This is a genomic window from Streptomyces sp. S.PNR 29 (genome assembly GCF_030386795.1).
Classification (GTDB): Bacteria; Actinomycetota; Actinomycetes; order Streptomycetales; family Streptomycetaceae; genus Streptomyces.
The window spans coordinates 54286-67035 of record NZ_JANUQM010000002.1; the positions used below are offsets into that span (position 1 = coordinate 54286).

The 12750-nt window shown below is 70.4% G+C and carries 8 protein-coding genes, 3 tRNA genes and 1 pseudogene; 6 read left to right on the forward strand and 6 right to left on the reverse strand.

Annotated features, from left to right (window positions below; translation table 11 throughout):
- Nucleotides 1-39 precede the first annotated feature (39 nt).
- Together NW895_RS04920 and dnaG are read left to right on the forward strand one after the other, a co-directional pair.
- Nucleotides 40-1305 carry an FAD-dependent oxidoreductase gene (locus NW895_RS04920; RefSeq protein WP_289934017.1) on the forward strand — a complete coding sequence of 422 codons (1266 nt, stop codon included), beginning with the start codon at nt 40-42 and terminating at the stop codon, nt 1303-1305.
- 38 nt (nt 1306-1343) lie between these two features.
- The gene (dnaG, locus tag NW895_RS04925) at nt 1344-3251 is read left to right on the forward strand and encodes a DNA primase (RefSeq protein WP_289934018.1); all 1908 of its coding nucleotides are present in this window, start codon (nt 1344-1346) and stop codon (nt 3249-3251) included.
- 11 nt (nt 3252-3262) lie between these two features.
- On the opposite strand, the gene NW895_RS04930 is transcribed toward dnaG, so the two are convergent.
- A complete protein-coding gene (locus NW895_RS04930; RefSeq protein WP_289934019.1) occupies nt 3263-3436 on the reverse strand; it encodes a hypothetical protein in 174 nt (57 codons plus the stop codon).
- 132 nt (nt 3437-3568) lie between these two features.
- On the opposite strand from NW895_RS04930, the gene NW895_RS04935 reads away from it, so the two are divergent.
- On the forward strand, nt 3569-4870 hold the full coding sequence (locus tag NW895_RS04935) for an RNA polymerase sigma factor (RefSeq protein WP_289934020.1): 1302 nt from the start codon (nt 3569-3571) through the stop codon (nt 4868-4870).
- Nucleotides 4871-4906: 36 nt separating this feature from the next.
- Here the strand turns inward: NW895_RS04935 and NW895_RS04940 are convergent, their stop codons facing one another.
- From NW895_RS04940 to NW895_RS04955, 4 genes are all read right to left on the reverse strand, one after another.
- Nucleotides 4907-6835, reverse strand: coding sequence for an ABC transporter ATP-binding protein (locus tag NW895_RS04940; RefSeq protein WP_289934021.1), 1929 nt, complete (start codon nt 6833-6835; stop codon nt 4907-4909).
- Nucleotides 6835-8568 (reverse strand): ABC transporter ATP-binding protein, encoded by a 1734-nt coding sequence (locus NW895_RS04945; protein WP_289934022.1) that lies wholly within the window; start codon nt 8566-8568, stop codon nt 6835-6837. The genes NW895_RS04940 and NW895_RS04945 overlap by 1 nt, the downstream gene beginning before the upstream one ends.
- Before the next feature lie 108 nt (nt 8569-8676).
- A complete protein-coding gene (locus NW895_RS04950) occupies nt 8677-10131 on the reverse strand; it encodes an FGGY family carbohydrate kinase (RefSeq protein WP_289934023.1) in 1455 nt (484 codons plus the stop codon).
- Between the two features lie 50 nt (nt 10132-10181).
- Nucleotides 10182-10487: a YtxH domain-containing protein gene (locus NW895_RS04955; protein ID WP_289934025.1), complete on the reverse strand. Its 306-nt coding sequence runs from the start codon at nt 10485-10487 to the stop codon at nt 10182-10184.
- 157 nt (nt 10488-10644) lie between these two features.
- Here NW895_RS04955 and NW895_RS04960 point away from each other — a divergent pair.
- The 3 genes from NW895_RS04960 to NW895_RS04970 all read left to right on the forward strand — a co-directional run bounded on the left by NW895_RS04960 (nt 10645) and on the right by NW895_RS04970 (nt 11061).
- Nucleotides 10645-10717 (forward strand) — tRNA-Asn (locus NW895_RS04960).
- A gap of 5 nt (nt 10718-10722) precedes the next feature.
- A tRNA-Asn gene (locus NW895_RS04965) sits at nt 10723-10795 on the forward strand.
- Nucleotides 10796-10984: 189 nt separating this feature from the next.
- Nucleotides 10985-11061 (forward strand) — tRNA-Ile (locus tag NW895_RS04970).
- A gap of 111 nt (nt 11062-11172) precedes the next feature.
- Here the strand turns inward: NW895_RS04970 and NW895_RS04975 are convergent.
- Nucleotides 11173-12440, reverse strand: a pseudogene (locus NW895_RS04975) (DUF418 domain-containing protein).
- Between the last annotated feature and the right edge of the window lie 310 nt (nt 12441-12750).

Below are 12750 nucleotides of genomic sequence, written 5' to 3' on the forward strand. Positions count from 1 at the left end.
ACGCTCGCATGTGGCGGCACCCTGACGAGGAGGCATCAAGTGGTCGACGCGGATCAGACATTCGTCATCGTCGGAGGAGGTCTGGCCGGCGCGAAGGCGGCCGAGACGCTCCGAGCGGAGGGCTTCACCGGCCGGGTGATCCTCATCTGTGACGAGCGCGACCACCCCTACGAACGTCCGCCCCTGTCCAAGGGCTACCTGCTCGGCAAGGACGCACGCGACAGCGTCTTCGTGCACGAGCCCGCCTGGTACGCGCAGAACGACATCGAGCTGCACCTCGGCGCGACCGTGGACGCCGTCGACCGCGCGGCGAAGTCGGTCCGCTTCGGCGAGGACGGCACCGTCGTCCACTACGACAAGCTGCTGCTGGCGACCGGCGCCGAGCCCCGCCGTCTCGACATCCCGGGCACGGACCTCGCGGGCGTGCACCACCTGCGCCGCATCGCCCACGCCGAGCGGCTCAAGGCCGTCCTGGCCAACCTCGGCCGCGACAACGGCCACCTGGTGATCGCGGGCGCCGGCTGGATCGGTCTGGAGGTCGCGGCCGCGGCCCGCGAGTACGGCGCCGAGGTCACCATCGTCCAGCCCTCGCCGACCCCGCTGTACGGGGTGCTCGGCCCCGAGATCGGCCAGCTCTTCGCCGAGCTGCACCGGGAGCACGGCGTCCGCTTCCACTTCGGCAGCAGGCTGACGGAGATCGTCGGCCAGGACGGCATGGTGCTGGCCGCGCGGACGGACGACGGTGAGGAACACCCGGCGCACGACGTCCTGGCCGCGATCGGCGCGGCCCCGCGGGTCGCTCTCGCGGAGGCGGCGGGACTGCAGATCGCCGACCGGGAGCAGGGCGGCGGCATCGTGGTGGACGAGCGGCTGCGCACCTCCGACCCCGACATCTACGCGGCGGGCGACGTGGCCTCCTTCCACCACGCCCTCTTCGAGACCCGGCTGCGCGTGGAGCACTGGGCCAACGCGCTCAACGGAGGCCCGGCGGCCGCGCGCTCCATGCTGGGGCGCGAGCTGACGTACGACCGGGTGCCCTACTTCTTCTCCGACCAGTACGACCTGGGAATGGAGTACTCCGGCTGGGCGCCGCCCGGGTCGTACGACCAGGTGGTGATCCGCGGGGACGCCGGGAAACGGGAGTTCATCGCCTTCTGGGTGAAGGAGGGCCGGGTGCTGGCCGGAATGAACGTGAATGTGTGGGACGTCACAGAGCCGATCCAGCAGCTGATCCGCTCCAGGGCTCAGGTGGACACGGAGGCGCTCGCCGACCCGCACGTCCCGCTGACCGGCCTCGCCTCGTAGCCGCCGGAACTGTCGGTCCGGCCCCGTAGAATTCACGCGTGGCAGGACGGATCAACGACGAGGACGTGAAGGCGGTTCGGGACGCGGTCCCGATCGACGCCGTCGTCTCCGAGTACCTCCAGCTGCGCAACGCGGGTGGAGGCAACCTCAAGGGTCTGTGCCCGTTCCACGACGAGAAGTCGCCCTCCTTCCAGGTCAGCCCCAGCAAGGGGCTGTTCCACTGCTTCGGCTGCCAGGAGGGCGGCGACACCATCACGTTCGTGATGAAGATCGACCACCTCTCCTTCTCGGAGGCGGTCGAACGCCTCGCGGCCCAGGCCGGCATCACCCTGCGGTACGAGGAGGGCGGGTACAACCCCTCCCACCAGCGCGGCGAACGCATCCGCCTGATCGAGGCCCACAAGATCGCCGCCGAGTGGTACGCGGAGCAGCTCGCCACCAGCCCCGAGGCCGAGACCGGTCGCGTCTTCCTCGCCGAGCGCGGCTTCGACCAGGCCGCCGCCGTCCACTTCGGCGTCGGCTACAGCCCCCAGGGCTGGGACCACCTCACCCGCTACCTGCGCGGCAAGGGCTTCAGCGACAAGGAACTGCTCCTGTCCGGCCTGTCCCAGGAGGGCCGCCGCGGCCCCATCGACCGCTTCCGCGGCCGGCTGATGTGGCCCATCCGCGACATCGGCGGGGAAGTGGTGGGCTTCGGCGCCCGCAAGCTGTACGAGGCGGACAACGGCCCCAAGTACCTCAACACCCCCGAGACGGCGATCTACCGCAAGTCCCAGGTCCTCTACGGCATCGACCTCGCCAAGAAGGAGATCGCCAAGACCAGCCGGGCGGTCGTCGTCGAGGGCTACACCGACGTCATGGCCTGCCACCTCGCCGGAGTGACCACCGCCATCGCGACCTGCGGCACGGCCTTCGGCGGCGAGCACATCAAGATCCTCCGCCGGCTGCTCATGGACAACGGCTCGGCCCGCGTCATCTTCACCTTCGACGGCGACGCCGCCGGTCAGAAAGCGGCCCTGCGCGCCTTCGAGGACGACCAGAAGTTCGCCGCCGAGACGTACATCGCCATCGCGCCGGACGGCATGGACCCGTGCGACCTGCGCCTGGCGAAGGGCGACGAAGCGGTGCTGGACCTGGTCGAACCCCGCACCCCGCTGTTCGAGTTCGCCCTCCGCCAGATCGTCGTCCGCTACGACCTGGACACACCGGCGGGCCGCGCGGCCGCGCTGGACGAAGCGGCCCCGATCGTCGCCCGCATCAAGAACAGCGGCGCGCAGCACGAGGTGGCCGTGCAGCTCGCGGGCATGCTCGGCATCCTGGACACCCAGTTCGTGGTCAAGAGGGTCGCTCAGCTGGCCCGTTGGGCGCGGGAGCGAGGCGGCAAGGGCCCCGCCCCGACCCACCAGCAGCGCGCCCCGCAGCAGTACGCCGCCCCTGCCCAGGCGGCCCCGCGCGGCCCCGCGCTGAATCTCCGCAACCCCGTCTACGCCACCGAGCGCGAGCTGCTGAAACTGGCCCTCCAGCGCCCGGAGCTGGTCTCCCCGGCCTTCGACGCGTACGGCGTCGACGAGTTCACCGCCCCGCCCTACGCCGCCGTACGTCAGGCCGTCCTGGACGCGGGCGGCGCCGAGTTCGGCGCCCACGACCCGCAGGACTACCTGGTCCGGGTCCGTGAGGCCGCCCCGGACGACTCCGTACGCGCCATGGTCACCGAGCTGGCGGTGGAGGCGATCATGCGGCGCGTGGTCGACGAGGCGTATGCGGGCGAAGTACTGGTCCGGGTCCGGCGCCGTGCCGTGGAACGCCGCGTCCGCGACATCCAGAGCCAGCTCACCCGCCTCGGCACCCACGGCGACCCGGCCCAGCTGGCCGCCGTACAGAACGAACTGTGGGTGCTGCAGCAGTACGACCAGGCCCTGCGGGAGCATGGTGCGGCGGCGCTGTGACGCTGGGGGAGCTACTCGCCCGGGGACTGCTCGGGCGGGGTGATCCCGAGATGCTCCATGCTCGTCCCCACCTGCTGCATCAAAGCGACCTGACCGGACACCAGAGCCCCGAGCAGCTTGCCGTGCTCTTCCAGCGTCTTGCCCTGCTCCAGCTGCGTGTCGCGTAGCGCCCGGATCAGCTGCATGTCGGCCCGCCTTCCCCGTCCGTCAGTACGACAGTCAAACGAACTGGGTAACCACCCGGTCACGGACCGGACGCAAAAAGTCACCGCACGCCCCTCGTGGCGACGATGTGTCTTACCCCACACTGGGTTCCGGTGCCTGAGTCCTCGGAGCGCGGCCGATCCGTCCCCCACGGGTCACAGAACCCCGCCGTTCCACTCATCGCGTACGGGACGGACAGCGGCGAGGCCGCCCACTCCGCCCCCGAAGTACCGCTGCCGTACCCCTCAGCAGCGATCATCCTGGAGGTCGCCCCCGTGCAGACCCAGACCCTCACCCAGACCGACATCAGTACCGACGGCACGGAGCCGGACGCGGAGGCCGACGTTCTCGTCGCGGTGCCCCCGCAGAGCCGTGTCGTGCACCACCCCGAGACGCGGCCGGAGGACCCGCCCGAGCCGGCGGAACCGCCCACCGAAGCGCTGGAGGCGGCCGAGCCGGCCGAGCCCGCCGAACCGCCGCCCGCCGCTCGCACCGAGACCGGCGGACCGTCCGCGGACCTGTTCCGCCAGTACCTGCGCGAGATCGGCCGTATCCCGCTGCTCACCGCGGCCGAGGAGGTCGAACTCGCCCGCCGCGTGGAGGCCGGCCTGTTCGCCGAGGAGAAGCTCGGCAACACACCCGACCTGGACAGCGAACTCGCCCTGGACCTGGACCGGCTGGTCGTCATGGGCCGGGTGGCCAAGCGACGCCTGATCGAGGCGAACCTGCGGCTCGTCGTGTCGGTGGCGAAGAGGTACGTGGGCCGGGGGCTGACCATGCTCGATCTCGTCCAGGAGGGAAACCTGGGCCTGATCCGGGCGGTGGAGAAGTTCGACTACGCCCGCGGCTACAAGTTCTCCACGTACGCCACCTGGTGGATCCGCCAGGCCATGTCCCGCGCCCTCGCCGACCAGGCCCGCACCATCCGCGTCCCGGTCCACGTCGTCGAGCTCATCAACCGCGTCGTGCGGGTGCAGCGGCGGATGCTGCAGGAGCGGGGGTACGAGCCGACGCCCGAGGAGGTCGCCGCCCACCTCGACCTGCTGCCGGAGCGGGTCAGCGAGGTGCTCCGCCTCGCCCAGGAACCCGTGTCCCTGCACGCCCCGGTCGGCGAGGAGGACGACGTCGCCCTCGGCGACCTGATCGAGGACGGCGACGCCACCAGCCCCGTCGAGTCGGCCGCGTTCCTCCTGCTCAGGGAGCACCTGGAGGCGGTCCTGTCGACCCTTGGTGAGCGTGAACGGAAGGTCGTCCAGCTGCGCTACGGCCTGGTCGACGGCCGCCCCCGCACCCTGGAGGAGATCGGCCGCATCTTCGGCGTCACCAGGGAGCGGATACGGCAGATCGAGTCCAAGACCCTGAACAAGCTCCGCGACCACGCCTTCGCGGACCAGCTCAGGGGCTACCTGGACTGAGAAGGGGGGCCGCCAGACGGCGGCCCCCCGTACGCGCTAGTCGACCTCGGCGACCGCCTGCGCGAACTGCGCCTTGTACAGCCGCGCGTACGCCCCGCCGGCGGCGAGCAGGTCCGCATGCGCCCCCTGCTCGACGATCGACCCGTTCTCCATGACGAGGATCGTGTCCGCGTCCCGGATGGTCGACAGCCGGTGGGCGATGACGAACGACGTCCGCCCGTGCGCCAGTTTCGCCATCGCCTTCTGGATCAGCACCTCGGTACGGGTGTCGACCGAACTCGTCGCCTCGTCCAGCACCAGGATCACCGGGTCGGACAGGAACGCCCGCGCGATGGTGATGAGCTGCTTCTCACCGGCGCTGACCCCGGTGCCCTCGTCGTCGATCACCGTGTCGTAGCCGTCGGGCAGCGTACGGATGAACCGGTCCGCGTGCGCCGCCCGCGCGGCCTCCTCGATCTCCCCGCGGGTGACGTCCCGCGAGGCCCCGTAGGCGATGTTCTCCGCGATGGTGCCGCCGAACAGCCAGGTGTCCTGCAGCACCATGCCGATCCCGGCGCGCAGTTCGTCCCGGGACATCCGCGCGATGTCGACGCCGTCGAGGGTGATGCGTCCGCCGGTGACGTCGTAGAACCGCATGAGCAGGTTGACCAGCGTGGTCTTGCCCGCTCCCGTCGGCCCGACGATCGCGACCGTCTGCCCCGGCTCCACCTTCAGCGACAGGTCCTCGATCAGCGGCTTGTCGGGGTCGTACCGGAACGACACGTGCTCCAGCTCCACCCGCCCGCGCAACTCCTCCGGCTTCGCGCCCGGGAGCGGATCCGTCTCCTGCTCCTCCGCGTCCAGGAGTTCGAAGACCCGCTCGGCCGACGCCACACCCGACTGCACCAGGTTCGCCATCGACGCGACCTGCGTCAGCGGCATCGAGAACTGCCGCGAGTACTGGATGAAGGCCTGCACGTCACCGATGGACAGCGACCCCGAGGCGACCCGCAGACCGCCCACCACCGCCACCAGCACATAGTTGATGTTCGACACGAACATCATCAGCGGCTGCATCACCCCGCTGTTGAACTGCGCCTTGAACCCGGCCTCGTACAGCGCCTCGTTCTGCTCGGCGAACTGCTGCGCCGATTCCTCCTGCCGCCCGAACACCTTCACCAGCGTGTGCCCGGTGTACATCTCCTCGATGTGCGCGTTGAGCTTGCCGGTCGAGCGCCACTGCTGCACGAAGTGCGGCTGCGACCGCTTGCCCACACGCGTGGCGACGACGAACGACAGCGGCACGGTCACCAGCGCGACCAGCGCCAGGATCCAGGAGACGTAGAACATCATCACCAGCACGCCGATGATCGTGAGCAGCGAGTTGATGAGCTGGCCCATCGACTGCTGCAGCGTCTGCCCGATGTTGTCGATGTCGTTGGTGGCGCGGCTGAGCACCTCACCCCGCTGGCGCTTGTCGAAGTACGACAGCGGCAGCCGCGACAGCTTCGTCTGCACGTCCTCGCGCATCCGGTACATGGTCCGGTTGACCGCCCGGTTCACCAGCCGCGTCGCCACCGCCATCAGCAGACCGGCGATCACGAACACGGCCAGCGCGAGCAGCAGGACGTTCCCGACCGCGGGGAAGTCGATGCCCTTGCCCGGGGTGAAGTCGGTACTGCGGAGCATGTCGGCGACCTCCCCCTCGCCGCGCTCCCGCATGGAGTCGAGGACCTGCTCCTTGCTCGCCCCGGACGGCATCTGCCGCCCGATGATGCCCGCGAAGACCAGGTCGGTGGCCTTGCCGAGGATCTTGGGCCCGACCACGCTGAGTCCGACGCTGACGACCACGCAGAACAGCAGCCCGTAGATCGTCAGCCGCTCCGGCCTGAACTGGGCGATGAGCCGCCTGCCCGAGCCCTTGAAGTCCAACGAGCGCTGGTCGGGACCGCCCCCGGCCATCATCCGCCCCATCGGCCCGGCCATCAGGCAGCCTCCGCTTCCGTCAGCTGGGAGAGCACGATCTCCCGGTACGTCTCGTTGTCCGCCATCAGCTCGTGGTGCCGGCCCGTGCCGACGACCAGGCCCTCGTCGAGGACGACGATCCGGTCGGCGTCCCGGATGGTCGCCACGCGCTGGGCGACGATGACGACGGTCGCCTCGGCGGTCTCGGCTGCGAGGGCCGCGCGCAGGGCCGCGTCGGTGGCGTAGTCGAGCGCGGAGAAGGAGTCGTCGAAGAGGTAGATCTCCGGGCGCTGGACGAGCGTGCGGGCGATGGCCAGGCGCTGGCGCTGACCTCCGGAGACATTGGTGCCGCCCTGTGCGATGGGCGCGTTCAGCCCGCCCTCCAGCCGCTCCACGAAGTCCCTGGCCTGCGCCACCTCCAGCGCGTGCCACAGCTCCTCGTCGGTGGCGTCCGGGTTGCCGTACCGCAGGTTGGTGGCGACGGTGCCCGCGAACAGGTACGGCTTCTGCGGCACCAGCCCGACGGTCCGCGCCAGCACCTTGGGGTCGATGGTCCGCACGTCCACGCCGTCCACGAGCACCTCCCCGTCGGTCGCGTCGAACAGCCGCGGCACCAGCCCGAGCAGCGTCGACTTCCCGCTGCCGGTGGAGCCGATGACGGCGGTGGTCTCGCCGGGACGGGCGACCAGGCCGATGTTCCTCAGCACCGGCTCCTCGGCGCCCGGATAGCGGAAGCCGGCGTCGCGGATCTCCAGATGGCCGTGGCGGCGCAGCCGGGTGACGGGTGCCGTCGGCGGCACGACGCTGGACGAGGTGTCCAGGACCTCCTGGATGCGCTCGGCGCACACCTCCGCCCGCGGCACCATCATGAACATGAAGGTGGCCATCATCACGGACATGACGATCTGCATCAGATAGGCGAGGAAGGCGGTCAGGTCACCGATCTGCATGCCGCCGCTGTCGATGCGGTGCGCACCGAACCACACCACGGCGAGGGACGACAGGTTCACCACCGTCATGACGATCGGGAACATCAGCGCGAGCAGGTTCCCGGTGCCCATCGCCATGTCGGTGAGCTCGGCGTTGGCCTTCCGGAAGCGCTGCTGCTCGTACTCGTCGCGGACGAAGGCGCGGATGACGCGGTTGCCGGAGATCTGCTCGCGCAGCACCCGGTTCACCGTGTCGAGGCGCTCCTGCATGGTCCTGAACAGCGGCCGCAGCCGCCGCACGATCAGCGTCACGCAGATGCCCAGCACCGGCACGACCGCGACCAGCACCCCGGACAGCGGCACGTCCAGGCCGAGGGCCAGCACGATGCCGCCGACGCACATGATGGGCGCCGACACCATCAGCGTGAACGTCATCAGGGCCAGCATCTGCACCTGCTGGACGTCGTTGGTGGTCCGGGTGATGAGCGAGGGCGCGCCGAAGTGGCCGACCTCGCGCGCGGAGAAGGACTGCACCCGGTCGAAGACGGCGGCCCGCACGTCCCGGCCGAGCGCGGACGCCGTCCGCGCGCCGTAGTACACGGCACCGACGTTGCACACGACCTGGGCCAGCGAGATGCCGATCATCAGGGCGCCGTAGCCGAGGATGTAGCCGGTGTCCCCGTGCACGACGCCGTTGTCGATGATGTCCGCGTTCAGCGTGGGCAGGTAGAGGGTGGCGCAGGTCTGCAGGAACTGCAGCAGCACCAGTAAGACGATGGGTTTTCGGTAGGGCCTGAGGAAGGTCCGTAGAAGTCGTATGAGCACGCTGTGGTCTCTCGGAGTCGTCGGTGGGGCGATTGGTTGCCCTTGGCCCCTATCGTCGAACACTCCACCCGCGTTACCTCAACTGATTAACCCAACAGAGTCGGGCGCCTAGGGACGAAACGCCCCCGGGTGGGTCTGGTCCCGTACGGCCACGAACTGCTGGCGCACGGCCTGCCCCACCGCCAGCTCCTCGCCCGGCTCCAGGACCTGCGCGGCCGCACCCTGCCAGGTCGGCGGGGTACGCGGATCGAGCGTGCCCTGGGAGACGCCGAGCGCCCAGGCCGCCTGCCGGGCGGCGCCGATCGCGGCGTAGTCCGCGGGCTGCGGTACGACGACCTGCGTCCCGAACAGCGAGGGCGCCGCCGCCTGCACCGCGGGCAGCTCGGCGGCCTGCCCCAGCAGGAAGATCCGCCGCACGTCCACGCCCCGCCCGCGCAGCACGTCCAGCGCGTCGGCGAGCCCGCACAGCATGCCCTCGAACGCGGCCCGCGCCAGGTGCTCCGGCTTCATCGACTCCCGCCGGAGCCCTGCCAGGGTCCCCGCGGTGTGCGGCAGGTTCGGCGTCCGCTCACCCTCCAGGTAGGGGAGGAGGACGAGCCCGTGCGACCCGGGCGTCGACTTCATCGCCAGGTCGGACAGGCTCTCCAGATCGGGCAGCCCGAGCAGCTCGGCGGTCCCGCGCAGCGTGCGTACGGCGTTCAGGGTGGTGACGACCGGCAGATGCATGCCGGTCGCGTCGGCCAGGGAGGTGATCATCCCGCTCTGGTCGACGAGCGCCTCGGGGTGGACGGCCATGACGGACCCGGACGCGCCCAGCGAGACCACCGCGTCACCCAGCCCGATCCCGAGCCCGAAGGCCGCGGCCATCGTCTCGCCGGTGCCGACGGAGATCAGCAGCCCCTCCGGGGTCGTACCGGCCGCGTCCGCCGGGCCGATCACCTCGGGCACCATGGCCTGGTGCCCGAGCGCCAGCTCGATCAGATCGGGCCGGTAGGCCCCGGTCGCGGCCGACCAGTAGCCGGTCCCGGAGGCGCCGCCCCGGTCGGTGGTCCTGCGGACCGGCCGCCCGAGCAGCTGCCACACCAGCCAGTCGTGCGCCTGCATGAGGATCGCGGTGCGCAGGGCGTTGTCGGGCTCGGTTCTCGCCAGCCAGCGCAGCTTGGTCACCGGCTGCGCGGCCTGCGGCACGGAGCCCACCGCCTGCGCCCACGCCTCACGCCCGCCGAGCGCGTCGATCAGGTCGGCCGCGGCGACCTGCGCCCGCTTGTCGCCGCCGACCATGGCAGGGCGCACGGTGCCGCCCTGCGAGTCCAGCGGCACGAGAGCGTTCTGCTGCGCGGAGACGCCGATGGCCTGCACGCCCTCCAGCAGCCCGCCGCCCGCCGCCTCCCCCAGGGACAGCAGCCAGGCCTGCGGATCCACGTCGGAGGGACGGCCGCTGCCCTGGGGGGCCTCCACCGGATGCGGCGCATAGCCCTGCCGCAGTACGGCACCCGTGTCCGTGTCGCAGACGACGATGCGAGTGAAATCGGGCGAACTGTCCAACCCGGCGACTATCCCCATGGCGAAAATTCTGCCGCACGACGAGGGGTGGCCGTGCCGGGAGAAGGACCCTAGGTGTTACTGGTGCCCCAGTCGTCCGGGCCGCTGCCGTTCGAGCTGCGCTCCCGCATGGACTTGACCCGCTGGGCCACGGAGTCGGGCACGCGGTCGCCGACCTTGTCGCTCACCACGTGGTACGCCCTGTCCGCGAAGTGGCGGCCCTGGTGCGCCGCCGTCTCCGCGGTGTTGCGGACCGCCGGGTTCTGAGCGATCTGCTGTGCGGACTTCTTCAACTGCTCGTAGCGCTCGCGTCCGGCCTTCGTGCCCAGCACGTAACCGACGGCGAGTCCTGCCACGAACGTGAGCCGATAACGCATGGCGGCCACCCTTCCTTGCGTAGGTCTCCGGTGCGGCGTCGGCGCCAGGAGGTACCGATTGGCAAAGCACCCCCCTGCTTGCGCTAATGTATGTGTCGCAGCGAGCGCGCGCCCCCTGGCGGTTACCCAGGTAGGTACGTTCGATGCAACGAGGCATTCCTCCGTAGCTCAATTGGCAGAGCAGCCGGCTGTTAACCGGCAGGTTACTGGTTCGAGTCCAGTCGGGGGAGCTCGGTCCTCCGTAGCTCAATTGGCAGAGCAGCCGGCTGTTAACCGGCAGGTTACTGGTTCGAGTCCAGTCGGGGGAGCATGCTGAACGAGGACCCCACCGGGGTCCTTTTTCATGCCCTTGTCTCATGTCCGGGGAACCGTGCGGGCCGCTGCGGAGTCCTCAAGGTCATGCAGGCCGTGGGAAGCCGCCCACCCGAGGCAGGAGATCGTATGAGCGGCTATGCTGCGGCAGACGGCGCGCACACATGTACGCGACACGCCGCTATGGGGCGGTAGCTCAGCCGGTTAGAGCAGCGGACTCATAATCCGTCGGCCGTGGGTTCGAGTCCCACCCGCCCCACCAAGCAGGCATTTGACCTGCGGAAACGTCTCAGCGGGCGAGCGGGCGACGGATTGGATCCGTGAGATGTCCATGCCGGGGTGGGATGTGGAGGCGTCCCACCCCGGCCGGCTGTCATCGGATGTGCTTCGCGGGCTTGGTGGCGGCGTTGAGGAGGTACTCCAGGGGGCCGCGGCGGAAGAAGCGGGACCAGACGGCGGCGAACAGGGTGGCGCCGAGGATGAACATGAGCAGCGGCACCCAGGACTGCTGGGTGCTGGTCCCGGCGGGCACGGACAGCGCGGACTGTGCGAGGAAGTGGCCGACGTAGGCGGTCAGGGACATGGTGCCCACGGCGATGACCGGTTTCGCCAGGCGGCGCAGTCGAGGCAGGCGGTCCATCGACACCGTCGCGCCCACGATCACGAGGATCGCGACTCCGACGCTGCCGATGATGTCGAACGTGGTGCCGCTGTGCGGCCCGGCCGTCAGGAGCGACGACGCCGGCATGTCGGGGAACGACCCGCTGTCCGGGGGACCGACCCGCTGTCGAGGGGCATCGACCCGGAGCCGCTGGACGACGACCCGTCTTCCGCCATGCTCCGCAACGCGTCCTTACCGGCGAGCAGCAAGGACATGCCGTACGCGGCCACGGTGAGGGCGGCACCGAGCGCGGCCAGGCGCCGCTGGACAGTGCCGGAGGACAGGTCGAGGCGGCCCAGCGCCATGCCCGCGATCACGAACGACATCCACGTGAGCGCCGGGTAGAAGCCGCTGAGCAGCAGGTCGAGCACTCCCACGTCGCTGAGCCGGTAGAGCGGGTCGTAGGCGTTGACGTTCTGTCGGATCGAGTCGGTCACCAGCGAGTTCAGGACGAACGCCAGCTGCGGTGCGACGAGGGCGAACGCGGCCGCGATGATCGCGAGTGTCCTGGCGCGCAGTCGTACCAGGGGCAGGGCGAGGAGGAAGTAGACGCCGTAGAAGCCGAGGATGATCACTCCCCCGTACTCCCTCGCCATCACGGTGCCCAGGGCCAGCAGGACCACGGCGCGGATCGCGATCCGGGCCTTCGCCTGCCGGCCGGCGAGGCCGGTCTTCGGTTCGCGGCGGCCGGCGATCAGCATCAGCGAGAACCCGGCGAGGGTGGCGAACAGGACCGACGAGTGACCGTCCGCCAGGTATCGGATCCAGCCGGCGACGCCGGTCGTGGCCGACAGCGGGGGGCCGATGTGCACGACGTACATGCCGAACACCGCCAGCGCGCGGGCCAGATCCACCCCGACGAGGCGGCCCAGCGAGGGACCGGGCGAGGCCGGCACAGCGGACTCGGGCGGGGTTCGGGGCTGCGGAGGCGAGTTCTCCTGGAGAGCTGACGTCTCCTGCGGCGGCTGTGTCTGTGTCATACGGAGAACCTCGCGCGGACGTCAGGGGGCGGACCATCCGGCAGGCTTCGGTGACGTCCCCGCCGATCGGCGGGTACCGCCCTGCCGACCGGCGGAGTCTCGTCCCCGGCCGGTCCGGCGCGACCGGAGGCCGGTCTTCTCCAGCCACTCGGCGGGGGTGGACCCGACGGTTGCCGGATGGGCGTGCGGAGGCCGGGCCTCCAGGCTGGACCCTCGCCACGAGCACCGTCGGACTCGGCCACTGACCCGGCGCATGCTCACGCCCTGGTGCGCCGGACCGCTGATGCGGTGCCCGGCAGACCGCAGAGGA

Excerpts from the sequence above, each read along its gene's own strand:
- NW895_RS04930 (WP_289934019.1), bottom strand. The coding sequence starts at position 3,436 with ATGCAGCTGATCCGGGCGCTACGCGACACGCAGCTGGAGCAGGGCAAG.
- NW895_RS04940 (WP_289934021.1), bottom strand. The coding sequence starts at position 6,835 with ATGGCCGGGCCGATGGGGCGGATGATGGCCGGGGGCGGTCCCGACCAG.
- NW895_RS04950 (WP_289934023.1), bottom strand. The coding sequence starts at position 10,131 with ATGGGGATAGTCGCCGGGTTGGACAGTTCGCCCGATTTCACTCGCATC.
- NW895_RS04955 (WP_289934025.1), bottom strand. The coding sequence starts at position 10,487 with ATGCGTTATCGGCTCACGTTCGTGGCAGGACTCGCCGTCGGTTACGTG.